This is a genomic window from Pseudomonas coleopterorum, from assembly GCF_900105555.1.
GTDB lineage: Bacteria > Pseudomonadota > Gammaproteobacteria > Pseudomonadales > Pseudomonadaceae > Aquipseudomonas > Aquipseudomonas coleopterorum.
The window spans coordinates 4,831,407-4,857,115 of record NZ_FNTZ01000001.1; the positions used below are offsets into that span (position 1 = coordinate 4,831,407).

Genomic DNA, 25,709 nt, shown 5'->3' on the forward strand with positions numbered 1-25,709 from the left:
ATTGTCCTGCATGCATTTTCGATTTTCAGGATTTAGTCGCAGTCTTTTTACTTACTGGAAATTTCCCTTCCTTCACTACTCGCCTTGGTCGTGGCCCGAGCAATCAGGGCATCGAGCATCTGCGCAACAAATTTCTTCTTGCTCTTAGGTAGCTGGTCGATGACTTCCAGTTGCTGTTGCCATTTCGGAGCCGGACCACGCTTACGCACAGTGGATTCCTGCTTCTGACCAAACAGATCTTCGAGTGTGGTCGAAAGCAGCCGGGCCAGCTCTGGCAACGCAGCTACCTGGATACGCCGCTTGCCGGACTCATAGGCTTGGATAGTCTGTTGAGACACGCCCAGCCGTTCAGCCAGTTGGGTTTGGGTGATGCCGTGTTCTTTGCGCAGGCGGGCAATGCGTTCGCCCAGGGCAATGAAAAATTCACGTTCTTCGCTGGTGATGCTCATGGCTGTCGTCGACGAGAACTGTAACAGGACAGCCATAAACATATTCCAGCGTTTACTACTGTTTGTTGTAAATACTACTATTGGTGGTAGATTGTCGTCGCGTTGTTTTTGCTTTTCCCGCTTGACAGCTTTTTGGAGAAAACCTGATGGCCCGCATCCCCGAAGCCGAACTGGAACGCCTCAAACGTGAGGTGTCACTGGTTCGGCTGATCCAGTAGCAGGGCCATGAGCTGAAAAAACGCGGCAAGGATTGGGTGATGTGCTGCGTGTTTCATGACGAAAGCACGCCCAGCCTGTCGGTCTCCGAGGAGAAAAATCTCTATCACTGCTTTGGCTGCGGGGCCGCAGGTTCGGTGATCGATTGGGTGATGAAAACTCAAGGCGTGTCGTTGCCGCACGCGGTCCAACTGCTGCGCAACGATGCGCCGCTGGAGAACACGGAAAAAGTCGGTGTGACACGCAGCCATGCTCGACACCTCCCTTCTTTAGCTGCGGGCTCTTCTGGTCTTGAAGCCGCGGCGCTGCTGCGTTCGGTGGCAGAGTTCTATCACGCCAATTTCAAACAATCCCCCGAAGCAGTGGCCTATTTGGCGTCTCGCGGCCTGAACCATCCCGAGTTGATCGAGCATTTTCAACTTGGTTATGCCAATAAAACCCTGACGTACCGCTTGCCCGCCGGGCATACTCAGGCCGGTCGGCAGGTGGGACAGCACCTGTAAGATTTAGGTGTTTTGCGCTCTACCGGGCACGAACATTTAAACGGCTGTCTGGTCGTGCCGGCACTGGGTCTGGAAGACGGCGCCCAGCCAGAGCAGCCCGGGCGGGTGATGCAGCTTTACGGGCGGCGTATGCAGCCGAACAACAAACTGCACAATCAGCCCCGGCATTTGTACTTCGCCACGCCGTTGCGCGGGGTCTGGAACGAAGCCGCACTGTTGGCCAGACTAGAAATTATTCTCTGTGAATCGCTGATCGACGCCATGACGTTTTGGTACTTCAAGCGAGCGATTGACCGAGAGATAAAACTAACGTCGCGCATTACTCAAGTAACCGCCCAAACAAGCCCCAAGCGCCCACTTGGGGCTTCACACAATCGCAGCTCTTCTAAACCCTACATCACAGCACAAACCTACTCATCAGCCCCTGCAAATGCACACCCAGTCGTGCCAGCTCAACGCTGGACGATGCCGTTTCCTCACTCGCCGAAGCCGTCTGCTCGGAGATGTCCCGAACGTTGATCACACTGCGGTTGATTTCCTCGGCCACCGCGCTCTGCTCTTCGGCAGAGGCGGCTATTTGCTGGTTCATCGACTCAATGGTCGTGATGGATCGGCTGATGTTACCTATGGAGGTACCTGCATCACGGGTCAAGGCAACGCTGTCATCGGTCAGCAGGCGGCTGTTTTCCAGGGTGGTCGCTACTTGTGCGGTTCGGCTGTGCAAACCGTCGATCAAGATCGCAATTTCTTCGGTCGAAGTCTGAGTGCGCTGGGCAAGACTGCGGACTTCATCGGCGACCACGGCGAAGCCGCGTCCGGCCTCACCGGCGCGTGCGGCTTCGATGGCGGCATTGAGGGCCAGCAAGTTGGTCTGTTCGGCCACTGCCTTGATCACGTCGAGCACGCCACCGATCTTGTTGCTTTCCTGTTTCAGCTCGTCCATTGCAACTTTGGAGCGCCCGACCTCGGTGGCAAGTGTTTCGATCTGAATGACGGCCTTGGAAACCACGGCATCGCCTTCGCGCACTTCTCGGGAGGCACTGACGGCGGCATTCGAAGCTTGCTCGGCATTGCGGGCAACTTCCTGCACGGTGGCAGCCATCTGGTTCATGGCGGTGGCGACCTGGTCGGTTTCAGTGCGCTGGCTGTTCACTCCGGCGCTGGTCTGCTCGGTCACGGCGGAAAGCTGCTCGGCAGCGCTTGCGATCTGGGTAACGCCATCGCGCAGGCCGCCGATCAACTGGCGCAGATTCAAGGTCATGCGGTGCATGCTGGTTTGCAGCAGGCCAAGTTCATCCTTGCGCGTTGGGGCTTCATTGTGGGTCAGGTCGCCATTGGCGACGCGGTCAGCCAGCTGCAGTGTTTCACGCAGTGGAATGACGATCATTCGGGTGATGATCCAGGCCGCCAGGACGCTGGCGATAAGCGCGGCGACGAGCCAGAGAATCAGCATGCGGTTGGCTTGATCGACGTCTGCAAGGCGCAGGGCTACCTGGTTCTGCGCCAGTTGATTGGCCGAACCGAGCAGGACTTCGATGTTCTTCGAGATCCCCGCCTGCCCTTGATTGATAGTGGCTTGCGAAGACGAGAATCCGTTGATGGCGGATCCATAGGCGTTCATCGAGTCCACCAGACTGGCGACAGCGGAGGCGTCGATGCCGGAACTTGTCAGGCTTTTCATGTAATCGGAGGCTGCGGCAATCGATGCGACGGCCAGCTGCTGGGCTTCGGGTTTGAGAGTGTAAGTGTACCCACGCACGTCGAAGCGCATCTTTTGAAACAGCATGAGAGCCCGTTGCACCGCTTCGCGTTGCGCGGCGTCGCCATCCATGGAATTGGCTCGCCCATTCAACTGCCGCAACTTGGCGTCCGCGGTGTCGGCTGCAGTGCCGAAGACATCCCTGCTGGCTTCACGCGCGTGGGTGGCAGCGATGATGCTGTTGTAATGATCCTTGTATTCCTTCATGGCCGCCATGGCCGCTTTCACATGAGGAATATTAAGCTCGGAGTTCAATACGCTGTTGAGGTAGGCGAGGTGGTTATCGAGATTTTCGTAGGCCTTCAGCCAGCTCGCGGCATTGGCGTCGTCAGAGTTCTGGCCATAGACCAGTCGGGCTATGCGCATGTCTCGGGTCAGAGTGCTGAGCTTGGCAATGTCCGTGATGCGCTCACTGCGCTCACTCATGGAGGCGATGCCTCGCCAGCCCGTCAAGGCGATCAGGACCGTCAGTACGATCACGAGCGTGAACCCGAGTGCCAACTTTGATCTGACTGATAAGTTGGTCAACGCATTGTTAAACATGTAAGCCTCTCGAATAGATGTTTTAGTTTTCCAGTCGGCCCCTCCATGCCATTGATGCGTCAATGCCATCGGCTGGGAGCGGGAAATCTTTAACAACTATTTTTAAAAGAGGTGTTTATTCTTGATGTTGCGAAGTATGGAAAAAGTTCACTGGCTTTCGGGATATTTACTCAAGTAAGTGTTTCAAGGTGATTCCTTTGAATAATGCGAACCCCTCAATCCCAGATAGGTATACCCAAGCTCATGCACAGCGGGCAGCGAAAGGTTGAGTTGGCAAAGCGACCTGGTGTCGGGAGGCAGGCATGCTGCTGCAACGATCATGATGGATGATCGATGGGGCGAAAGTCAGTGGCGAGACGGGCTTCGGACGACGAAGCGCAGCGCGGTACTACAGAAGGGAAAAGATGGTGCACCAGGCGGGATTCGAACCCACGACCCCTGCCTTCGGAGGGCAGTACTCTATCCAGCTGAGCTACTGGTGCAACGCGGGCGCCATGATACCCATGTCGGGGGTGGTCGTCCATTGCGATAACCGGCCCATCGTTTGTAATCTGCTACGGTGACAGGTGCACAGGCTGGGCAAGCCCTTGTTTGCGGGGCCTGTCGTTCTTTTTTTCGAACGGCTATTGTCCTTTCACCCCATAGATCCTAGGATTCGTTTGAGATTTCAAACGCTCTTGTCTGGTCGCTGAAACGCATGAGTCCATCCATGCGCTATTTCCACCTCAGCCCGGGCGCCTTCTCATCCCTCCATTCGTGCCGTCACGTACGGCGCCGTTAAGGAAGCCGACATGCAGCTCAAAGACACCTCGTTGTTCCGCCAGCAAGCCTATATAGATGGTGCGTGGCTGGGCGCCGACAGCGGGCAGGCCATCAAGGTCAGCAACCCTGCTACCAACGAAATCCTCGGCACCGTGCCGAAAATGGGCGCCGCTGAAACGCGCCGCGCCATCGAGGCTGCCGACAAGGCACTGCCGGCCTGGCGTGCGTTGACCGCCAAGGAGCGCTCGAACAAGCTGCGCCGCTGGTTCGAACTGATGATCGAAAACCAGGATGACCTCGCGCGTCTCATGACCCTGGAGCAGGGCAAGCCATTGGCCGAGGCCAAGGGTGAAATCACCTACGCCGCATCCTTCATCGAGTGGTTTGCCGAAGAGGCCAAGCGCGTCTACGGCGACACCATTCCCGGTCACCAGCCGGACAAGCGCCTGATCGTGATCAAGCAGCCGATCGGCGTGACCGCGGCCATTACACCGTGGAACTTCCCCGCCGCGATGATCACCCGCAAGGCGGGTCCCGCGCTGGCTGCCGGTTGCACCATGGTGCTCAAGCCTGCCTCGCAGACGCCGTTCTCGGCGCTGGCGCTGGCTGAACTGGCCGAGCGCGCGGGTATTCCGAAGGGTGTGTTCAGTGTCGTGACCGGCAGCGCCGGCGACATTGGCAGCGAGCTGACCAGCAACCCGATCGTGCGCAAGCTGAGCTTTACCGGCTCCACCGAGATCGGTCGCCAGTTGATGGCCGAATGTGCCAAGGACATCAAGAAGGTCTCGCTGGAACTGGGCGGCAACGCGCCTTTCATCGTGTTCGACGATGCCGACCTGGACAAGGCGGTCGAGGGCGCGATCATTTCCAAGTACCGCAACAACGGCCAGACCTGCGTGTGCGCCAACCGCATCTATGTGCAGGACGGCGTGTATGACGCGTTCGCCGAGAAGCTGAAGGTGGCGGTGGGCAAGCTCAAGATCGGCAACGGTCTGGAAGAGGGCACCACCACGGGCCCGCTGATCGACGACAAGGCCGTGGCCAAGGTCAAGGAACACATTGCCGACGCCGTGGGCAAGGGCGCAACCGTGCTGACCGGCGGCAACGCACTGCAAGGCAACTTCTTCGAGCCGACCGTATTGGTCAACGTCTCCAAGGACGCCGCCGTGGCCAAGGAAGAAACCTTCGGCCCGCTGGCGCCGCTGTTCCGCTTCCAGGACGAGGCCGAAGTGATCGCCATGTCCAATGACACCGAGTTCGGCCTGGCGTCGTACTTCTATGCCCGCGACATGAGCCGGGTGTTCCGTGTCGCCGAAGCGCTGGAATACGGCATGGTCGGTATCAACACCGGTCTGATCAGCAACGAAGTGGCGCCATTCGGTGGCATCAAGGCTTCGGGCCTGGGCCGTGAAGGCTCCAAGTACGGCATCGAAGACTACCTGGAAATCAAATACCTCTGCATTTCGGTGTAACCCACCGCGCAGACACCCTTGGCGGCCGGCGTCCGCAGCAGTCGATCATCGTATGCTGCTGCGGTACTCACCGGCCGCTCAATCCTTGAATCACGCCGACCGATGAGCGGCGAATGAGGAATTTCATGAGCAAGACCAACGAATCCCTGATGCAACGCCGCCAGGCAGCCGTCCCACGCGGTGTGGGCCAGATTCACCCGATCTTCGCCGAGTCGGCGCAGAACGCCACCGTCACCGACGTCGAAGGCCGCGAGTTCATCGACTTTGCCGGCGGTATCGCGGTGCTCAACACCGGCCACGTTCACCCCAAGGTGATCGCCGCCGTACAGGCGCAATTGCACAAGCTGACCCACACCTGCTTCCAGGTGCTGGCGTACGAGCCGTACGTTGAGGTCTGCGAGAAGATCAACACCAAGGTACCGGGCGACTTCGACAAGAAGACCCTGCTGGTGACCACAGGCTCCGAAGCCGTGGAAAACGCCATCAAGATCGCGCGTGCCGCCACCGGCCGTGCCGGTGTCATCGCCTTCACTGGCGCCTACCACGGTCGCACCATGATGACCCTGGGCCTGACCGGCAAGGTCGTGCCGTACTCGGCCGGCATGGGCCTGATGCCCGGCGGTGTGTTCCGTGCGCTCTACCCCTGCGAATTGCATGGCGTGAGCGTCGACGATTCCATCGCCAGCATCGAGCGCATCTTCAAGAACGACGCCGAAGCCCGTGACATCGCCGCGATCATTCTGGAACCGGTGCAGGGCGAGGGCGGCTTCTATGTCGCGCCCAAGGCTTTCATGCAGCGTCTGCGCGCCCTGTGCGATCAACACGGCATCCTCTTGATCGCTGACGAAGTGCAGACCGGCGCAGGCCGTACCGGCACGTTCTTCGCCATGGAGCAGATGGGCGTTGCGCCTGACCTGACCACCTTCGCCAAATCCATCGCTGGCGGCTTCCCGCTTGCCGGTGTGTGCGGCAAGGCCGAGTACATGGATGCCATCGCACCAGGTGGCCTGGGCGGCACCTACGCCGGCAGCCCGATCGCTTGCGCCGCGGCACTGGCCGTGATGGAAGTGTTCGAGGAAGAAAACCTGCTCGATCGCAGCAAGGCCGTTGGCGAGCACCTGGTAGCTGGCCTGCGTGCCATCCAGTCCAAGTACCCGGTCATTGGCGATGTGCGTGCACTTGGCGCGATGATCGCCGTCGAGCTGTTCGAAGGCGGCGACACCCACAAGCCGAACGCCGCAGCCGTGGCCCAGGTCGTGGCCAAGGCGCGCGACAAGGGCTTGATCCTGCTGTCGTGCGGTACTTACGGAAACGTCCTGCGCATCCTGGTCCCGCTGACCACGCCAGACGAGCAGTTGAACAAAGGCTTGGCCATCATCGAAGAGTGTTTCGCTGAAATGGCTTGAGTGATGTGATCGTTTGATAGAAAAACCCGCTTCGGCGGGTTTTTTTATGGGGTGGTTTTATTTTGGCTGGCTATGCACTGATCGAGGATGGCACGAGCGATCCAGTCGGGATTGTCTTTGAAATAAGGTAATCAACGACGCCATCACTTCTGCACGTAAACAACGGTTTCCGAGGGGCGCAGCACGCTGAAGGTCGCGCTATAAATATCAAGCTGAGCCGGTGCTTTACCGAGCCCTTGATTCTTCAACAGGCCGTTTGCAGCACGGCGCGGTATGCGCTAAAAATCCTCTGCTGGATCCATCGTTCTGCACGACCGACACGTCATACTGTCGGTGCTCACGCATCACGGCCCTGACCCGGCCTTCACCTCTGGCTCATGGAGTGCGCCTATGAATGCTGTTGCCAGCATGCCCCCTCGTGTGTTGATCGCCGATTCCGACCCCTGGATGCGTGATCTGCTGTCCCAAATGCTGCTGGCCGTACGGGGCGATGCGCGTCTGCAGATGTGCGCGACGGGGCCTGATGCGTTGGAGCATCTGCGTGAGCTACCGGATCTGGTGATCGCCACACGCGAGCTGCCGGGTATGAGCGGTCTCGATCTATTGCGCGGCGTACGCAAAAGCCCTCGCCTGGCGACCTTGCCCTTTATTCTGCTGAGCGAGCGCGGCGACAGTGCCAGTGTGCGTGAAGTGCTGCCGTTGGCGCCGACGGCGTACCTGACCAAGCCTGTGGATATGGCAGGTTTGAAAGCGCGTCTGCTGACCTTGCTGCCAAACTCGGGAGATGTTGGAGCGCGGCGGGCTCCACAGATCGCTGCAGGTACTACGTTGGACCACTATGTCGAGCGTCGGCGCCTGGAGTGCGACGGCGGCCCTTTGTTGTGTGATGTGCAGGCGGCCGTGATTCGCGCATCGGGAGATATGAAGGTATTGGAAGCCAACCTGCGCAGTGATCCGCAGGTCACGGCAGTGCTGATCAGCGCGGCCAACAGCGCCGCGAAACCAGGTGCGTCGCCGGTATTGACGCTGCAGCAGGCACTGTACGCCTTGGGTGTCACGCAGAGCAGAAACCTGTTGCTGGCCCTGGCCTCCAAACCTGGCGCCTACCTGACCGACCCACTGTTGCTGGAGCGGGCCGAGGTCTGCTGGAACCGCTCGGCCCATACCGCGGAATTCGCCCGCAGCATTGCGCGTCAGCAGCAGCTGGATGAGTGGTTTTGCCACTGCGCAGGTTTGTTGCACTGCCTGGGTGACCTGGCGTTGCTGCGGGTGTTGCAGGAATGGCAACTGGCGGGCGGCGAGCTCGACGAAGTCCGGATCACCCAGGTGCTACGTACTTTCAGCGCGCCTTATGGATCGGAACTGCGCCGACGCTGGCGGTTGCCGCTTGAACTGCGAGAGTTGATTGCCGCAGCCTATCAATTGGGCGGAGGGGTCTACTCGAGGGAAAAGTTGATTGTGAATGTTGCGGCGCAAATGGCGTCGCTGGGGGCAGATGAAGATGTCACCCAAATCGCCCAAGGCAAACCCGCACGGTTACTCAAGATAGGGGTGTCGCAGCTGAACTGGTGGCGAGGTGCGCCAATGATTCGCTGATGTGCTGAACTACGCCGGGACATGGATAAAGACCTCTATCGACCCGGGGCCTTGGCGGCGATCGAGAGAGGTGGGGATCAACCACCCCAGCAATGGTCGAATATTGTCTGGGCAATCCAGGGCAGGTCACGTTGATATTCTGGAAATACCTCGAAGCGACCGAGCATGCGATCTACACATATGAATACTTTTTGGCCAGACCCGGCAATGGTGCATATACCGCCAAGACTAACATTGCCTTCGCGCGATACTGAGACAGGCAAAGTATAAAGGTTGTCACATAATTGTATGTCGGTAGTATTTTTGTTCCACAGTGCAATATCTCTGAATTCTTGCGTTACAGACCTCCAGTCTTCCGGATCTACTGTCCTCAAAACCGAGTTCGCTGGCGGAAATTCGAGCTCTGGCTCATTGCCTCCAACAGCTGCAGTAGACAGCAGCATGAACTGAACTAGCATACATAATTGCTTCATATGTGACTCCTTGAGTGGTTATTCTCCGTCGCTCCATGGAAAAGTAAACCATGATCTAAGGTATGACTCAAGGAAGTGAATATGTCTTTTCATAAAGAACAGTTAACAGCATTTGTCGAGGCAGCGGTACGTTTTGGCGAGATCTCTACAGGTAGCCCATACGTGTCCAGCTACTCTACAGGTAAAAGTGGATTGACCTACGGTGCGTTTCAACATGATACCAGGACGAACCGTAATGCGAAAAATGTGTTAAAAGAAGTTCTCGATGCACAGGTGGCACAGGGTATATTGACTCAGAAGCGAGCAGACTCCCTGTATACTAATACGGTTAACTCGACAACCTCTGCAAAGATTTCTTCCATAGACCGCAGGCTGATCGATGAGGCCTTGCAGAACCAGCAGTCCATCATAGATAGGGTTGACAAAGAAAGACTGGATTTGGTCATGCAGTATGTCGACTCTGCCCTCGAAACTGCAGCACTTCATCCCAACGGACCAGGCGCGCTTGATCCTGCGGCATTGGATCTGACGCTGGTTGCAGAAATGGCAATGTGGGGCAACCGCACTAACGGTTTGGATAAGTCAAATCTGTTCTTGCCAAAAATGGAGAGCATCACTCGTGAAGCATGGCGGGACCAATATCTCTCTCAGCAATTACAGTTTACAACTAGAGGTGAAAGCTTTGAAAAGTGGACTGCCAAAGTTGAGAATGGAGTAATCAAAGGTGCAATTGCCGTGCTCACCGGTCAGCTCAAGCCGTTGATCGTTGCTACCGACATTACCAAAATTGACTTTGGTGATCTTGGCGACTTGACGGAAATTTTTGATCCATGGTCTTTGGTAGGTCTTCCTGAAGAGGTACTGAAATATTTCAATGAAGAGTTTGATGAGGCCCAGGCCACGAGAAGTCCTCTGGTGTTAGACCTGGATGGCAACGGCGTCAGTACCATTGGCCTGGATTCGAAAGTCTACTTTGATCACGATGGAAATGGCTTTGCTGAACGTACGGGCTGGGTTGGCCCCGAAGACGGAATATTGGTCCATGACCTGGACAGTGACGGGATGATCAAGACCGGTGCTGAGCTATTCGGAAACTATACGATCAAAGCTGATGGTAGTCGCGCCTCCGACGGGTTTGACGCGTTACAAGAGCTAGACGTCAACAATGACGGCCAAATTGATGTAGAGGATATAGCTTTTGCGGACTTGGCTGTGTGGATCGATGCTAATAGCAATGCGGCGGTAGATGATCGCGAGTTGACCTCTTTAAGCGAGGTGGGCGTAAAATCGCTGAAAACCGCGAGCGGTGGAGGATTCGTTGATATTCACTTGAATAAGCATGTAAGCGGAAGTTACATAAATACTGAGGGCGCGTCACACCAGATGAACGATGTGTGGTTTAGAGTGGATGCCTCTAAAAGCCTAAATGCTGTTGATGTGCATATACCCGTGGAGATTAGAAACCTTCCAAACATCGACGGTATTGGTAATGTACTTTCACTCCATCAAACCATGGCAATCGATAGTAGCGGGCGACTGAAGAAACTTATCGAAGACTTCATCAGCGGAACTCGTTCCGAGCGACTAGCGCTATTGCCGAGTATCATCTATGCATGGGCAGGGGTTTATGATGAGAATCCCACTAAGCGCTCCTCCACACGGGGTGCTGGCAACGCAATAGGAGACGCGCGGATACTGGAATCACTGGAAGTGATGCTCGGCCGAGATTATCTGGGCATCTGGTGTTGGGGTCAGTTGGATGCGAATCCTCATGGCCCTTCCGCTGCAATTCTGGCAAGCGCATTCGATGACCTATCCAACCTTGTATATTCCAGACTGATGCTACAGACCGAATATGGTAGCAAGCTTACCGCCGTCAGTTTTGCGAGTGAGGAAGGTGATCGTATTGTAGATACAAAAGCTGTATTTGATCTGCTAAAAGCCGAATACGATCTTGATCCTGTTCGATCTCGGGAAAGCATTGTCGACTTCACCAAGACATTGATGAGCATAGGGCGACTGGGAACTCAGATACTCCAGAGCTTGAGGGAGTACCCATGTGATGAACCAGAAATCACCATCGCATTACATACTATTGAACTCTCCCATACCTATGGTCTAAATCCGAATGCGGTCCTGAGCGGTGGGCCTGAAGATGATGTATTGAGTGGAGGCTCCGGCTCGGAAAAAATCTACGGTTATGGCGGGGACGATTTTCTTGCTGGAGGTGGCGGTGACGACTATCTTGCTGGCGGTAAAGGATCTGATGCCTATCTATTCAACCGGGGTGATGGAGATGATGTAATATCTATTGCAACTAAAGATCGACCTGGAAAAACGGCTGACATTCTCCGGTTTGGAAAGGGTATCGTGCCCGCCGACATAAAGCCTGAGCGTCGGTATTATGATCTCTTATTGATTGTAAGTAGATCGGGTGGTTCTGTACGTGTCGCAAATTATTTCTATGATAATGGTAAGGGCCTAGCCTGCGTTGCTTTTGAAGATGGCACCGAATGGAAAACCGAGCAAATATCCGAAATTATTACTATGGCATCTCTTGAGCCGAGTAGGGCTTCCTTCAACCACTTGGAGGATGATACAGTTACGCTGGGAGAAGTTGAATCACTAATTAGTCTGCCAGAAGAGGAGCTTTCAACGGATGAGTCTGAATTGGGCTCTTTTTCCAGCGAGGAGGATACAGTTCCCATTGTTATAGAAGCGGAAGGGAGTTACGCTTATTTTGAAGAGAAACAGAATGTATATTTCTATCGTGAGGATGTTGGCGATATAGTGGTTTCCGCCAATGACATTCTCCAAGGCAAACTGGTTATCGATCCAGAAATTGCGGTCGAACGAATCACATTCCATAGATCCGATTTTGATCTAATTATTCGTATCAGATCATATCCTGAGAAAAGCATTAGACTTCTGAATCATTTTCTTGATCGCACTCCCGCGTTCAGATGGCTAACACTTGGAGGGACTACCCATGCTATCGAAGTAATCGCTGGGCAAGCTGTTGTGGATCCGATAAATGATGTCTTGTTTGGTACTCCCCAGAACGACGTATTGCTGGGCGGAATGGGTAATGATCAACTATATGGGGTTTCGGGTGACGACATAATGAAGGGTGGTCGTGGCAGTGATATGTACGGATACTCGGGCGGGGGTAATATCACGGTTGATGATACAAGTGGCGAGCTGGATACGCTGGTCATGAGGAACACTCATTCACGGCAAGATTTGATGGCTGCTGCAGTGCGCGAAGGAAGTGATCTGGTTCTAGATGTCGATCATGATGGCATTGATACCGCTACTGTAAAAGACTTTTTCCTTCGGTCAGATACAGTGGAGATTTTTAGCGGTTCTTCGGGCGAGGAAGTAACGAGGTCTGAAATCATCAACTTGTTGGACGAAAATAGTACGCTTTCAGGGAACTATTACCAGTCCATGGCAATGCACGGGGAGAACATACAAGGTTCTTCGTATGCAGACCATATCGAGGCAGGTGGGGGTGATGATACTATAAAAGGTAGAAGAGGGAATGATTTTCTCTTTGGCGGCGGTGGTAACGATACCTATTTATACACCAAAGGCGATGGAAGTGATGTAATTGATAACTCAAGCGAGCAATCGCCAAATCGCGATACTTTAAGCATCACAGGCTTCAGCTACCTTGATATCATTTTCATACAAAGCCTAAATGATCTCGTTATCAAGTTTTCTCAGAATGAAGACAGTATTACAGTTAAGAATTGGTTTTTGCAACCCTCTGCTCAGTTGTCCTCGATCGTTGTCAACAATTTCTCGATCAATGCGGCATCGGTAACCGCCCTAGCAGAAAAGATGCGAAAAGCCAATATTGGATCTGTAAACCCTGCGCACCATCCTATGGAAGTATCTCCGATTCAGGATCTAGCATTGATTCTAAGAGATTTTTGGGTCAGGACTGAACTTGAAATCGATCATATAGTTAAGTAACACGCGAAGCGATGGTAGTGCACGCCATCGCTTCCTCTTATTCCAGGTCTCCGATAGAGCATACGAAAATGTACCCGGGTCCCGGTGTCGTTGGGCGGAGACTTTACTGGCGGGAGATTATCAATAATAAGAATGCCGACCAATGCTTCAATACTTTCATCAGATGAAAATTTCACCCAAATCGCTCAAAGCAAACCCGAGGCTACTCAGGATAGGGGTATCGCAACTGAACTGGTGGCGAGGGGCGCCGATGATTCGCTGATGCGGTGACCTAGGCGGGCACGATCTGATTCTTACCCTGGCGCTTGGCCTGGTACATGGCGGCGTCGGAGCGCGAGAAGAGTGAGTCGAGCATTTCGTCCTGGGGCTGGATGCTGGTCAGGCCTTGGCTCACGGTGACGCCGTAGCTCTTGCCGTTGTGGTTGAAGCTCATCCGTTGGATCTCGCGTTGCAGGCGCTCGGCGATCTGCATGGCCATGTCCGGGGCGCAGCCTGGGAACACCGCGGCAAATTCTTCACCGCCGATGCGCCCGAACAGGTCACCACGGCGCAACACCGCGCGGCCGGTTTCGGCAATGCGTTGCAGCACGTGGTCGCCCTCCTGGTGACCGTAGGTATCGTTGATCATCTTGAAGTCATCGATATCCAGCAGCAGGAAGGCCATCGGCGTGTCGTTGAGGCGGGACTGTTCGAACTCGCGGTGGGCGCACTCGAAGAAGTGGCGGCGGTTGCTGCTCTGGGTCAGTACGTCAGTGGTGGCGAGGCGCTGGAGCTCGCCTTCCAGGTGCTTCTTTTCGGTGATGTCCTCGGCGATGCCTACCACAATGACGCGCTGACCGGGATCTGCCTGGTGGCTGACGAAGCATTTGTCGCTGAGCCAGCGGATCTGGCCGTCGGCGCTGATGATGCGGTATTCGCGATCTTCGACGGCGCCCTTGTCGAGGACCTCGGCGAGGCTGCGGTCGGCATAGTCGAGATCGTCAGGGTAGATACTGTCGCGCCATTCGTTGTAGTCGGCCAGCAACAACCCCACCGAGCGACCGAAGATCCGCTCGTAGGCAGGGCTGACGTAGATCATCTGCTGCGTTTCCCAATCGAACGCCCAGAGTACCGCGTTGACGCTGACCAACAGCGAGCTGAATAGCTGTTCGCGCTCTTTCAACCGCGCGACTTCACCTTGGGCATGCATCAAGGCGAGTAAGGTTTCGGCGGCTTCGGGTAAAGGCTTGACGGGTGTAGAAGGTAATTTTTTATTGACCATCATCACGGCATCTCAGAGGCGTTGGGATTACTGCGAACGGATGCGCGACAAAGGCGCGGCCCAGGCATGACCCCAGGCGGTAGCGCTATGAGTCTGAGAGCGGAAAACTGTGATGAAGTTCCGACGGTACGCCCCGGGGCCGGGGCGTACCGATAAACGGCTCAGGCTACCGCAGGCCTCAACGAATAGGTCTTGAGCTGGGTCGCAAAGTCGCGCAACGAGTGGATACCACTGGCTTCCGCTTCTTGGATCCAATCCTTGATGGCGGCCAGCATATCATGCCCGTTGGAACTGGTTCGCGCCCAGATCTGTTGCAGGGCCAGGCGCTTTTCGTAGATGACTTTCAAGGGGTGGCTGTGTTCAAGCATCGTCTGGATATGCAGATGATGGCCCTCGTCCAGCAGGCTGGTTTCACGGGACAGCAGGCGCTTTGCGCGGCGGAATTGGTGGCGTACCGATTCGTCGACCTTGCTCAGTTCCTGTTGCACGAGGGGGGCGATGACCAGCTTGCGGTACTGCGCCATGATCTGGAAGCGGTTGTTCAGGATCGCCATGGCGGTGTCCATGTCGAGCTGGCCCTTGCCTTCCACGCGGTGGGCGATCGGCGCCACACGCTGCACCTTGGCCAGGCGCAGCCAGGTGAACAGCTTGATCCAGGCCCAACCCATGTCGAATTCCCATTTCTTGACCGACAGCTTGGCCGAGTTGGGGTAGGTGTGGTGGTTGTTGTGCAGCTCTTCGCCGCCGACGATGATGCCCCAGGGCACCAGGTTGGTGGCCGCGTCGCGGCATTCGAAGTTGCGGTAGCCCACGGCATGACCCAGGCCGTTGATGACGCCGGCGGCCCAGAAGGGAATCCACATCATCTGCACGGCCCAGACCGTCAGGCCCAGGGCGCCGAACAGCAGCAGATCGATGACCAGCATCAGTGCCACGCCGCTCAGGCGAAAGCGTGAGTACAGGTTGCGCTCGATCCAGTCTTCGGGACAGTTCTTGCCATAGATGCGCAAGGTGTCGGGGTTTTCAGCTTCTTTGCGATAGAGCTCGGCGCCGGTGCGCATGACGGTGCCCAGGCCCTTGATGACGGGGCTGTGCGGGTCGTCGACGGTTTCGCATTTGGCGTGGTGCTTGCGGTGGATAGCGGTCCACTCGCGGGTGTTCTGGGCAGTGGTGAGCCAGAGCCAGAAACGGAAGAAGTGCTTGAGCCCGGCGTTGAGTTCCAGGGAGCGGTGGGCAGAATAGCGGTGCAGATAGACAGTGACACCGACAATGGTGACATGGGTCAGCAACAACGTGACTGCCACCACTTGCCAGGCGGACAGATCGAGAAAACCGTTGTACCACATAGGCGGGAGGGCCCTCGGTTGGGTGGGTAATGCGTGCAGCGCATTATCGACAAGCTATCAGAGAAAGCCAGTCGCTCTTTTGAAGAAGAGTCGCTGAATGTTTCTATTCTATAATTGATACACATTTTATGCGGGCCGATTGACCCTATGTCCGTTTTATCTCGGGTTACAACGCGCGCCGTTGTGATTTACCTGATTGTCTGCGTGTTGTGGCTTCTGTTGTGCGATCGGTTGTCCAACGGCCTTTTCGGCGCCTCGCTGGCCGGATGGGAGCTTCACCTGGCCACTTGCGCTGTGTGGCTGCTGGGCAGTGCCTTTGCCTTCGCCTGGCAGCGTGCACGCCAGGCCAGTCGCGAAAGCCGACGCCTGGCGGCAGCGGTCTTCGACTGCACCGCCGATGGTGTGCTGGTGACCGATACCGCAGGGCGCATCCTGCAGGTCAATCGGGCCTTCATGGCGATCACCGGGTACGAGGAGCACGAAGTGCTGGGACAGAACCCGAGCAGGTTCAAGTCCGGGCAGCACCCGCCGGTCTTCTATGAACAGATGTTCGGCACGCTGGCCGAGCACGGTCAGTGGAGCGGCGAGATCTGGAACCGTCGCAAGAGTGGTGACATCTATCCACAGTGGCAGACCATCTGCGCCGTCCGCGATGATCGGGGAATGCTGAGCCATTACGTGGCGGTATTCTCCGACATCAGCGCGATCAGGCATTCACAGCGCGAGCTGGCCCATCTGGCACAGCACGACCCATTGACCGGGCTGCCCAACCGCCTGCTGTTCAGCCGCCGTGCCGAGCACGCGTTGAACACGGCCAGGCTTGCGCAACGCAGCTGCGCCTTGCTGTTGATCGACCTCGATCACTTCCAGAACGTCAACGACAGCTTCGGTCATGGCGTGGGTGACCGGTTGTTGATGGCGGTGGTCGAGCGGCTGCAGTCGGGACTGGGCGAAGAAGTAACCCTGGCCCGCCTGGGAGGGGATGAGTTCGCCGTGCTGGTGGAAGGCGAATTGCGCAGCGGTCAGGCGACGGCGCTGGGGCAGGCACTACTTGAAGGCATGCGAGCACCTTTCGTCATCGATGGCCACACCCTGTTCATCAGCGCCAGCATGGGCATCAGCGTGTTTCCCGACGATGCCCAAGGCGCCGAACAACTGTTGCGCAATGCCGATTCGGCGCTGTTCCAGGCCAAGGCGCGGGGTCGTTCGAGCTATGCCTTGTACACCGAAGAGCTGACCGCGCGCGCCCAGCAGCACATCGAAGTGACCGCCGAACTGCGGCAGGCTTTGGCGGATGGTCAGCTGTGCGTGCATTACCAGCCGGTGCATGCACTGCGCGACACCGCCATGGTCGGGGTTGAAGCGCTGGTGCGCTGGCAGCATCCGGAGCGCGGGCTTGTGCCGCCAGGACAGTTCATACCCATCGCCGAGCGCAGCGGTCTGATCGCCGAGATCGACACCTGGGTGCTGGCCACCGCCTGTCGGCAGATGCGCCAGTGGCAGGTCGAGGGCAAGGCACTGGATTTCGTGGCGGTGAACATCTCCAGCCGTCTGTTCAGCCACCATGATCTCTGCCGGCAGGTCGAGAAGGTCCTGGCCGAAACGCAGCTGGCGCCTGCGCACCTGGAACTGGAAGTCACTGAAAGTGCGGTGATGGATGATCCGGACCGCGCCCTCGAGCAACTGCATCACCTGCGCGGCCTGGGCCTGCAGTTGGCGATCGACGATTTCGGCACCGGTTATTCATCCCTGCTCAGGCTCAAGCGCCTGCCGGTGCACAAACTCAAGATCGACCAGGGTTTCGTTGCCGGCCTGCCGGGTGACGAGGACGATGTGGCGATCACCACGGCGATCATCGCCTTGGCCCGCAGCATGGGCATGCAGGTGCATGCCGAGGGTATCGAGCAGGCTGACCAGGCCCGGTTTCTGCTTGAACATGGATGCGGACTTGGCCAGGGCTACTGGTTTGGTCGCCCTGTGGAGGCCAGTGCGCTGACATGGCAACCACGGTGAATGGCCAAAAACACGTTTGGTTATATGAAAATTCTTAAACAGTATTTTTAAGAATAATAGGACCTCTCTAATATCGCGCTCACGCCACCTTGGCACCCCCTCACCCAGGAGCATGATCATGAGCGCATCGCTACGCAGCGTAGAAGGACAGGACGAAGCCACCATTCTGCGAGAAATTCAGAGCGCGCTGCGCGACCTGCGTTTCGGTGCGGTGGAGATCACCGTTCACAACGCTCAGGTCGTGCAGATCGAGCGCAAGGAAAAATTCCGTTTGCAGAACCCGGGCAACAAGCCCAGCTGAATACGCGCCCTGCGTATCAGTCATAAGAAAAACACCCGCCATTCCAGGAGCTTCGTCCATGTCTATCCGCCGTTATGCCTTGGCAGCCCTCGCCAGCGCCGTATTTGCCGGTTCCGCAGTCGCCAAGGACTACGAGCTGCTCAACGTGTCCTACGATCCGACCCGCGAGCTGTATCAGGAATACAACGCTGAGTTCGTCAACTTCTGGAAGAAAGACCACGCCGGCGACAACGTGTCGATCAAGCAGTCCCATGGCGGTTCGGGCAAGCAGGGCCGGGCGGTGATCGATGGTCTGCCCGCCGATGTGGTGACCCTGGCGCTGGCGGGCGACATCGACGAAATCAGCAAGCTGGGTAAATCGCTTCCGGAGAACTGGCAGACCCGCCTGCCGGATGCGAGCACGCCGTACACTTCGACCATCGTGTTTTTGGTGCGTAAGGGCAACCCCAAGGGCATCAAGGACTGGGGCGACTTGATCAAGAACGATGTCTCGGTGATCACCCCCAATCCGAAAACCTCTGGCGGTGCTCGCTGGAATTTCCTGGCCGCCTGGGCCTATGGCCTGAAGGCCGGTGGTGGCGATGAGGCCAAGGCCAAGGAATACGTGCAGACGCTGTTCAAGCATGTGCCGATCCTCGACACCGGTGCGCGCGGTTCGACCATTACCTTCGTCAATAACGGCCAGGGTGATGTGCTGCTGGCCTGGGAAAACGAAGCGTTCCTGGCACTGAAGGAAGATGGCGGCGCGGACAAGTTCGACATCGTCGTGCCTTCGCTGTCCATCCTCGCCGAGCCGCCGGTGGCGGTGGTCGACAAGAACGCGAAGAAGAAAGGCAACGAGGAAATCGCCGAGGCTTACCTCAAGCACCTGTACAGCCCGGCTGGCCAGGAAATCGCGGCGAAGAACTTCTATCGTCCGCGCGACAAGGACGTGGCGGCCAAGTACGCGAAGCAATTTCCGGCGTTGAATCTGGTCACTATCGATAAGGATTTTGGCGGGTGGAAAACGGCGCAGCCCAAATTCTTCAATGACGGTGGGGTGTTCGACCAGATATATCAGGCTCAATAAGTTATAGACATGTGTTGAGGCGGCTGGCCTCTTCGCGGGCAGAGCCCCGCTCCCACAGGTCACCGTTGACCTTGTGGGAGCGGGGCTCTGCCCGCGAAGAGGCCCGATTGCGTAAACCGTATTCATCAAGGACTTCTATGTCGCGTCGTATCTCCCCCGTCATACCCGGCTTCGGGCTGACGCTGGGCTACACCGTCGTGTACCTCAGCCTGATTGTGCTGATCCCCCTGGCCGCCATGTTCGTGCATGCCGCGCAGCTGACCTGGGAACAGTTCTGGACCATCGTCACGGCACCCCGCGTTCTTGCTGCGTTGAAACTCAGTTTCGGCACGGCGTTGTGCGCGGCCATCATCAACGGTGTGATCGGCACGCTGCTGGCCTGGGTGCTGGTGCGCTACACCTTCCCCGGACGCAAGATCATCGATGCGATGATCGACCTGCCGTTCGCCCTGCCCACGGCCGTGGCAGGCATTGCCCTGACAGCGTTGTACGCGCCCAATGGTCTGGTCGGGCAGTTCGCTGCCGACCTGGGCTTCAAGATCGCCTACACCCCGCTGGGGATCACCCTCGCGTTGACCTTCGTCACCTTGCCGTTCGTGGTGCGCACGGTGCAACCGGTGCTGGCCGACATTCCGCGTGAGGTCGAGGAAGCTGCAGCGTGCCTGGGTGCCAAGCCCTTGCAGGTGTTCCGCTTCATCCTGGCACCGGCGCTGTTGCCCGCCTGGCTGACCGGTTTCGCCCTGGCCTTCGCCCGTGGCGTGGGTGAGTACGGCTCGGTCATCTTCATTGCCGGCAACATGCCGATGAAGACCGAAATCCTGCCGCTGTTGATCATGGTCAAGCTGGACCAATACGACTACACCGGCGCCACGGCCATCGGCGTGATGATGCTGGTGGTTTCCTTCATTCTGCTGCTGCTGATCAATCTGTTGCAGCGGCGCATCGAAACCCCTTGAAGGAGGCTCCGCACATGTCTGCATCTTCCATTGCTGCCTCCACCAATGCGGCCCGACGTGGCAGCGCCACTTCGCGGCGAGTGTTGATCGCCCTGGGTTGGCTGATCTTCGCCGTGTTTCTGTTGTTGCCGTTACTCATCGTCGTATCCCAGGGCCTGAAGCAAGGCCTGGGGACGTTCTTTGCCGCCATCTTCGAGCCCGATGCGTTGTCGGCGCTCAAGTTGACCGTGTTCGCCGTGCTCATCTCGGTGCCGCTGAATCTGGTCTTCGGCGTCAGCGCGGCGTGGTGCGTGAGCAAGTATTCGTTTCGCGGCAAGAGCATCCTGGTCACCCTGATCGATCTGCCGTTCTCGGTATCGCCGGTCATCGCCGGTCTGGTCTACGTGCTGATGTTCGGCGCCCAGGGCCTGTTGGGGCCGTGGCTGCAGGACCATGACATCCAGATCGTGTTCGCCTTGCCCGGCATCGTGCTGGCGACGATCTTCGTCACCGTGCCGTTCGTGGCCCGTGAGCTGATCCCGCTGATGCAGGAGCAGGGCACGCAGGAAGAGGAGGCGGCGCGACTGCTGGGTGCGAACGGTTGGCAGATGTTCTGGCACGTCACTGTGCCGAACATCAAGTGGGGGCTGATCTATGGCGTGGTGCTGTGTACCGCGCGGGCGATGGGTGAGTTCGGTGCCGTGTCGGTGGTGTCCGGCCACATTCGTGGCGTGACCAACACCCTGCCGTTGCACGTGGAGATCCTCTACAACGAATACAACCACGTCGCCGCCTTTGCCGTTGCGAGCCTGTTGCTGATCCTGGCGCTCTTCATCCTGCTGCTCAAGCAGTGGAGCGAGTCCCGTATTGACCGCCTGCGCAACAGCGCCGCGGAGGAATGATTAATGTCGATCGAAGTTCGTAACGTCAGCAAGCGCTTCAATGCCTTCCAGGCCCTGGACTCCATCAATCTGGACATCCAGAGTGGCGAGCTGGTGGCTTTGCTGGGCCCGTCCGGGTGCGGCAAGACCACCCTGCTGCGCATCATCGCCGGGCTGGAAACCCCCGATCAGGGCAACATCGTGTTCCATGGCGAGGATGTGTCCGGCCATGATGTGCGGGATCGCAACGTCGGCTTCGTGTTCCAGCACTACGCGTTGTTCCGGCACATGACGGTGTTCGACAACGTGGCCTTCGGCTTGCGCATGAAGCCCAAGCGCGAGCGGCCGACCGAAACGGTGATTGCGCAGAAGGTGCATGAGCTGTTGAACATGGTGCAGCTGGACTGGTTGCACGATCGCTATCCCGAGCAGTTGTCCGGTGGCCAGCGCCAGCGTATCGCTCTGGCCCGGGCGCTGGCGGTCGAGCCCAAGGTGTTGCTGCTCGACGAGCCTTTCGGTGCGCTCGACGCCAAGGTGCGCAAGGAGCTGCGCCGCTGGTTGGCTCGTTTGCACGAGGACATCAACCTGACGTCGGTCTTCGTTACCCATGACCAGGAAGAGGCCATGGAAGTGGCCGATCGCATCGTGGTGATGAACAAGGGGGTCATCGAACAGATCGGCTCGCCGGGCGATGTGTACGAGAACCCGGCCAGCGATTTCGTGTATCACTTCCTGGGTGATTCCAACCGTCTGCAGTTGGGCGGTGAGGAGCATGTGCTGTTTCGTCCGCACGAAGTGTCGCTGTCGCGCCATGAGCTGGAGGATCACCATGCTGCCGAGGTGCGTGACATCCGCCCGTTGGGCGCGACCACGCGGGTGACGTTGAAGGTCGAAGGGCAGAGCGATCTGATCGAGGCGGAAGTGGTCAAGGACCATGACAGCCTGAGCGGTCTGACGCGGGGCGAGACGTTGTTCTTCAAGCCCAAGGTGTGGCAGAAGGCGTCAGGCCTGTAGCGGCGGCGCGTCAGACGTACTGCATGTGCCGCCAACGCGGCTCGCGCCGCTGCTACAGGAGATCGCACGAGCCGCGTCCGGGTTGGGCGCGGTGTGTCAGACGTACCGCATGTGCCGCGTCCGGGTTCGGCGCGGTGTGTTGGACGTGCCGCATCAATGGAGCTTTTGGTTATTACCAAATAGCTTCTTATTCCTTAACGCGTATAACTCCTTTCCCTATACTGGCCTCCAACGCAACGTTTGCAGGAGGCGCATCCCATGCGCAATGAGTCGATCCGCTATCTGATCGTGCCAGGCTGGCAGGGCTCGCCCGATGACCATTGGCAAAGCCACTGGCAACGAAGCTTGCCCAACAGCGCTCGGGTCGAGCAGGACGATTGGCTCACGCCTCGGTGTGAAGACTGGGTGGCGGCGCTGGACCGGGCCGTGAATGCCAGCGCCGATCCGGTGATTCTCATTGCTCACAGCCTGGGCTGCGTGACGGTTGCACACTGGTCGGCCGACGCGTCGCTGGTTTCGCTGCGCAAGGTCCGTGGGGCGTTGCTGGTGGCGCCGGCGGATGTCGAGCGGCCAGCCTGCTCGCCGGCCCTGCGCAACTTTGCACCGATCCCCAAGCACCTGTTGCCGTTCCCCAGCCAAGTGGTGGGCTCGGACAACGACCCTGCCGCCAGCGCCCCACGGGCCTTGCAACTGGCCCGCGACTGGGGGGCCGAAGCGGGCATTCTGGCGGGTGCTGGACATATCAATGTCAAGTCCGGGCATCAGCGCTGGGAACAGGGTTTCGCCTACCTGTACCGCCTGCAGAGTCGCATGGACCAGCACACCCAGCTGCGCGCCTGATTGCCTGAAAACCGAGTACGCCGCCTGCGTTCAGGCCGGTGGGAGCTTTGCCCATGACTGCATACCACGACACCTTCGGCCAGCCGCTGCTGACCTTTCCCGACGCCGACAAGAGCCCGCTGAGCATTCGTGCCAAGGCACTGGTGTTCGTCGACCCGCGCTCGCGGCGCTTGCGCGAGGAGCTCGAACGGTTGGCGCCCAAGGCGTTGCCGGTGCTGATCCATGGCGAGAGCGGGACTGGCAAGGAGCTGCTCGCCCGGCACATCCATCGGGCCAGTGATCGCGGTGGGCTGTTCGTTTCGGTCAACTGCGGTGCGATCAGCCCGACCTATGCCGATGCCGAACTGTTCGGCTACAGCGCAGGCGCCCACAGCGGTACGGCCAGCAGCCGGGCCGGCTGGTTCGGCTCGGCCAACGGCGGCACGCTGTACCTGGACGAGATCGCCGACCTGCCACTGGCCATCCAGACCAAGCTGCTCGCGGCACTGGAAACCCACGAAGTCACACGCGTTGGCGCGGCCCAGCCCAATCCGGTGGACGTACGCCTGGTGGCCGCGTCGAGCATCGATCTGGCCCAAGCCGTGGCGGCTGGCAAATTCAACGAGCGCCTGTATGCCTATCTGGGCGAAGGCCGCCTGACGCTGCCACCGTTGCGCGAGCGCATCGGCGATATTCTGGCCCTGGCCGAGTACTTCCTGGGCATCTACAGCCATCGCCTGAACCTGGCGGTGCCGCTGATCAGCACCCAGGCGCAGCAGGTGCTGGAGCGACACGACTGGCCCGGCAACACCCGCGAGCTGGAAAACGTCATCCATTTTGCCCTGCTGGTGAGCAGCGGTGACGAGATCCTTCCCGAGCATCTCAGTTTGCCCTCGGCAGCAGACACCTTGGGGCATATCGAACGGCAACTGACCCAGGCGCTCGAGCACGTCGACCCGACTGCCTTGGCTGCAGTGTTGACCCGCCACTTAGAGCGTTTGCACAAAAAGGCATAAGCAGCGAACTAAAAGGTATTTGTAGGAATATTAATTCCGGGTATTGTCCGCGCAAGGCTGGCCATTTGCTGCCGCCGGCACCCAATTTCAAGGACTTAGCATGAAGAAGGCTTTGCTGTTCACCGCTCTGGCGGCCTCCCTGTCTTTCGGCCTGGCCAACGCGGCAGACAAACTCGTGGTCGCGGCCACACCGGTTCCCCACGCCGAGATCCTCGAGCTGATCAAGCCGACCCTGGCCAAGGAAGGCGTTGACCTGGACATCAAGGTCTTCACCGACTACGTGCAACCCAACGTGCAGGTCAACGAGAAACGTCTGGACGCCAACTACTTCCAGACCCTGCCATACCTGGAAAGCTTCAACAAGGGCAAGGGCACCAACCTGGTCACCGTGATCGGCGTGCACGTCGAGCCCTTCGGCGGTTACTCCAAGAAGGTCAAATCGCTGAGTGAACTCAAGGACGGCGCGACCGTGGCCATCCCCAACGAGGGCAGCAACAGCGGCCGTGCGTTGATCCTGCTGCAGAAAGCCGGCCTGATCACCCTGAAGGATCCGAGCAACGCTCTGGCCACTCCGAAGGACATCGCCAGCAACCCCAAGAACCTCAAGTTCAAGGAACTGGAATCGGCCATGCTGCCGCGCGTGCTGGATCAGGTCGACCTGGACATGATCAACACCAACTACGCACTGGAAGCGGGCCTGAACCCGGCCAAGGACGCCTTGGTCATCGAAGGTTCGGATTCGCCTTACGTGAACTTCCTGGTGGCCCGTCCGGACAACAAGGACAGCCCGGCCATGCAGAAGCTGGCCAAGGCGCTGACCAGCCCGGAAGTGAAGGCATTCATCGAGAAGAAGTACAGCGGCGCAGTATTGCCAGCGTTCTGATTCCGAGCGTCACGACGGTTCACCTGAGCGCCGACAGCTTGTACAGTGTCGGCGTTTTGCTGTGTCCGGACGGGGCCCTCCCCGGCAAATGAACCTCGAACCCCGCTCACAGTCGCATACACACCTAGCATCACAGCGCACGCAAAGGAGCCTGCATGGCTGGTCCTCGTTGGAAGGTTGTAGGGGTTGGTCTCTTGTTCATCGCGCTGACCGGCTGTGGTGAAGACAAGCCTATCGAGCCGACGCACCCACGCGTGCGCGTGGAGAATGTGCAGAGCGGCGAATTCGCCGCTGCCGTCAATCTCACCGGCGATGTGCAAGCTCGTATCCAGACCCAGTTGTCATTCCGCGTCGGCGGCAAGATCATCCAGCGCATGGTGGATGTGGGCGACCACGTCAGCGCGCGGCAAGTCCTGGCCCGCCTGGACCCCAAGGACCTGCAGACCAACGTCGACTCGGCCAAGGCTGCGGTGGCCGCCGAACAGGCCCGTGTGAAGCAGACCTCGGCGGCCTTCGTGCGTCAGCAGAAGCTGCTGCCCAAAGGCTATACCAGCCAGAGTGAATACGACTCCGCCCAGGCGGCGCTGCGCGGTGCGCAGAGCTCACTGGCAGCCGCCAGTGCCCAGTTGGCCAACGCTCGCGAGCAGTTGAGCTACACCGACCTGGTGGCCGATGCCCCGGGCGTGATCACCGCGCGCCAGGCCGAGGTGGGCCAGGTGGTGCAGGCCACCGCGCCGATCTTCGGCCTGGCCCGCGATGGCGACCGCGATGCGGTCTTCGATGTGTATGAATCGCTGTTCGCCCAGCCGGGTGGAATACAGCCGATCACCGTCAGCCTGCTCGACGACCCGGCGATCAAGACCACCGGCACCGTGCGCGAAGTCACTCCGGCGGTGTCCGCGCAGACCGGCACGGTGCGCGTCAAGATCGCCCTGCAGGGCGTGCCCAAGGGCATGGACCTGGGCTCGGTGGTCAACGCCTCGCTCGATGGTCCGGGCAAGACCAGCGTCG

Annotated in this window: 20 protein-coding genes, 1 tRNA gene and 1 pseudogene; 15 read left to right on the top strand and 7 right to left on the bottom strand. The window is 58.2% G+C overall.

All coding sequences use genetic code 11. The annotated features are described in order from the left end of the window. Positions 1-47: 47 nt before the first annotated feature. Positions 48-449, bottom strand: a complete 402-nt coding sequence (locus BLV18_RS21705) for a helix-turn-helix domain-containing protein (protein ID WP_208598873.1) — start codon at positions 447-449, stop codon at positions 48-50. A 230-nt stretch (positions 450-679) separates the two neighbouring features. Here BLV18_RS21705 and BLV18_RS21710 point away from each other — a divergent pair, with 230 nt between their 5' ends. Beyond that, entirely contained in the window at positions 680-1,168 is a 489-nt protein-coding gene (locus BLV18_RS21710) for a CHC2 zinc finger domain-containing protein (RefSeq protein ID WP_279626333.1), read from the top strand. A 397-nt stretch (positions 1,169-1,565) separates the two neighbouring features. Here BLV18_RS21710 and BLV18_RS22835 read toward each other — a convergent pair whose 3' ends face one another. From BLV18_RS22835 to BLV18_RS21720, 3 genes and pseudogenes are all read right to left on the bottom strand, one after another. Then, positions 1,566-2,438 carry a methyl-accepting chemotaxis protein gene (locus BLV18_RS22835; protein ID WP_414708351.1) on the bottom strand — a complete coding sequence of 291 codons (873 nt, stop codon included), beginning with the start codon at positions 2,436-2,438 and terminating at the stop codon, positions 1,566-1,568. Beyond that, a pseudogene (locus BLV18_RS22840) lies at positions 2,421-3,539 on the bottom strand (methyl-accepting chemotaxis protein); the annotation flags it as partial. The gene BLV18_RS22835 and the pseudogene BLV18_RS22840, both read right to left, overlap by 18 nt. Positions 3,540-3,875: 336 nt before the next feature. Further along, positions 3,876-3,952: transfer RNA gene (locus BLV18_RS21720), tRNA-Arg, on the bottom strand. 309 nt (positions 3,953-4,261) lie between these two features. On the opposite strand from BLV18_RS21720, the gene gabD reads away from it, so the two are divergent. The 3 genes from gabD (at position 4,262) to BLV18_RS21735 (ending at position 8,706) form a co-directional block, all read left to right on the top strand. Then, positions 4,262-5,704 (top strand): NADP-dependent succinate-semialdehyde dehydrogenase, encoded by a 1,443-nt coding sequence (gabD, locus tag BLV18_RS21725; protein WP_056844575.1) that lies wholly within the window; start codon positions 4,262-4,264, stop codon positions 5,702-5,704. A gap of 125 nt (positions 5,705-5,829) precedes the next feature. Next, on the top strand, positions 5,830-7,110 hold the full coding sequence (gene gabT / locus BLV18_RS21730; protein WP_090361879.1) for a 4-aminobutyrate--2-oxoglutarate transaminase: 1,281 nt from the start codon (positions 5,830-5,832) through the stop codon (positions 7,108-7,110). Positions 7,111-7,500: 390 nt separating this feature from the next. Beyond that, positions 7,501-8,706 (top strand): HDOD domain-containing protein, encoded by a 1,206-nt coding sequence (locus tag BLV18_RS21735; protein ID WP_090361883.1) that lies wholly within the window; start codon positions 7,501-7,503, stop codon positions 8,704-8,706. 77 nt (positions 8,707-8,783) lie between these two features. Here the strand turns inward: BLV18_RS21735 and BLV18_RS22285 are convergent, their stop codons facing one another. Next, positions 8,784-9,179, bottom strand: a complete 396-nt coding sequence (locus BLV18_RS22285; RefSeq protein ID WP_139211039.1) for a hypothetical protein — start codon at positions 9,177-9,179, stop codon at positions 8,784-8,786. A gap of 81 nt (positions 9,180-9,260) precedes the next feature. On the opposite strand from BLV18_RS22285, the gene BLV18_RS21740 reads away from it, so the two are divergent. Then, positions 9,261-13,160: an SPM autocatalytic domain-containing protein gene (locus BLV18_RS21740; RefSeq protein ID WP_090361886.1), complete on the top strand. Its 3,900-nt coding sequence runs from the start codon at positions 9,261-9,263 to the stop codon at positions 13,158-13,160. A 271-nt stretch (positions 13,161-13,431) separates the two neighbouring features. Here BLV18_RS21740 and BLV18_RS21745 read toward each other — a convergent pair whose 3' ends face one another. Beyond that, on the bottom strand, positions 13,432-14,421 hold the full coding sequence (locus tag BLV18_RS21745) for a GGDEF domain-containing protein (RefSeq protein ID WP_049859012.1): 990 nt from the start codon (positions 14,419-14,421) through the stop codon (positions 13,432-13,434). Positions 14,422-14,582: 161 nt separating this feature from the next. After that, positions 14,583-15,767, bottom strand: a complete 1,185-nt coding sequence (desA, locus tag BLV18_RS21750; RefSeq protein WP_090361892.1) for a delta-9 fatty acid desaturase DesA — start codon at positions 15,765-15,767, stop codon at positions 14,583-14,585. A gap of 147 nt (positions 15,768-15,914) precedes the next feature. Here desA and dibA point away from each other — a divergent pair, with 147 nt between their 5' ends. The 10 genes from dibA to BLV18_RS21800 all read left to right on the top strand — a co-directional run. Beyond that, positions 15,915-17,780 carry a phosphodiesterase DibA gene (gene dibA, locus BLV18_RS21755; RefSeq protein ID WP_090361895.1) on the top strand — a complete coding sequence of 622 codons (1,866 nt, stop codon included), beginning with the start codon at positions 15,915-15,917 and terminating at the stop codon, positions 17,778-17,780. 118 nt (positions 17,781-17,898) lie between these two features. Next, entirely contained in the window at positions 17,899-18,081 is a 183-nt protein-coding gene (gene oscA, locus BLV18_RS21760; protein ID WP_043191814.1) for a sulfur starvation response protein OscA, read from the top strand. Between the two features lie 58 nt (positions 18,082-18,139). Continuing rightward, positions 18,140-19,150 carry a sulfate ABC transporter substrate-binding protein gene (locus BLV18_RS21765; protein WP_090361898.1) on the top strand — a complete coding sequence of 337 codons (1,011 nt, stop codon included), beginning with the start codon at positions 18,140-18,142 and terminating at the stop codon, positions 19,148-19,150. Between the two features lie 137 nt (positions 19,151-19,287). Continuing rightward, positions 19,288-20,106 carry a sulfate ABC transporter permease subunit CysT gene (gene cysT / locus BLV18_RS21770; protein ID WP_056844570.1) on the top strand — a complete coding sequence of 273 codons (819 nt, stop codon included), beginning with the start codon at positions 19,288-19,290 and terminating at the stop codon, positions 20,104-20,106. Positions 20,107-20,120: 14 nt separating this feature from the next. Next, positions 20,121-20,987 (top strand): sulfate ABC transporter permease subunit CysW, encoded by an 867-nt coding sequence (gene cysW, locus BLV18_RS21775; RefSeq protein WP_056844569.1) that lies wholly within the window; start codon positions 20,121-20,123, stop codon positions 20,985-20,987. Positions 20,988-20,990: 3 nt separating this feature from the next. Continuing rightward, entirely contained in the window at positions 20,991-21,980 is a 990-nt protein-coding gene (locus BLV18_RS21780; RefSeq protein WP_090361900.1) for a sulfate/molybdate ABC transporter ATP-binding protein, read from the top strand. 258 nt (positions 21,981-22,238) lie between these two features. Continuing rightward, the gene (locus BLV18_RS21785; RefSeq protein ID WP_049861563.1) at positions 22,239-22,820 is read left to right on the top strand and encodes an alpha/beta hydrolase; all 582 of its coding nucleotides are present in this window, start codon (positions 22,239-22,241) and stop codon (positions 22,818-22,820) included. A 53-nt stretch (positions 22,821-22,873) separates the two neighbouring features. Beyond that, positions 22,874-23,815, top strand: a complete 942-nt coding sequence (locus BLV18_RS21790; RefSeq protein WP_090361903.1) for a sigma 54-interacting transcriptional regulator — start codon at positions 22,874-22,876, stop codon at positions 23,813-23,815. A 100-nt stretch (positions 23,816-23,915) separates the two neighbouring features. Further along, the gene (locus BLV18_RS21795) at positions 23,916-24,698 is read left to right on the top strand and encodes a MetQ/NlpA family ABC transporter substrate-binding protein (RefSeq protein ID WP_049861565.1); all 783 of its coding nucleotides are present in this window, start codon (positions 23,916-23,918) and stop codon (positions 24,696-24,698) included. A gap of 155 nt (positions 24,699-24,853) precedes the next feature. Continuing rightward, positions 24,854-25,709 (top strand): efflux RND transporter periplasmic adaptor subunit (locus BLV18_RS21800; RefSeq protein ID WP_090361906.1); only part of this gene is annotated, 856 nt, incomplete at its 3' end.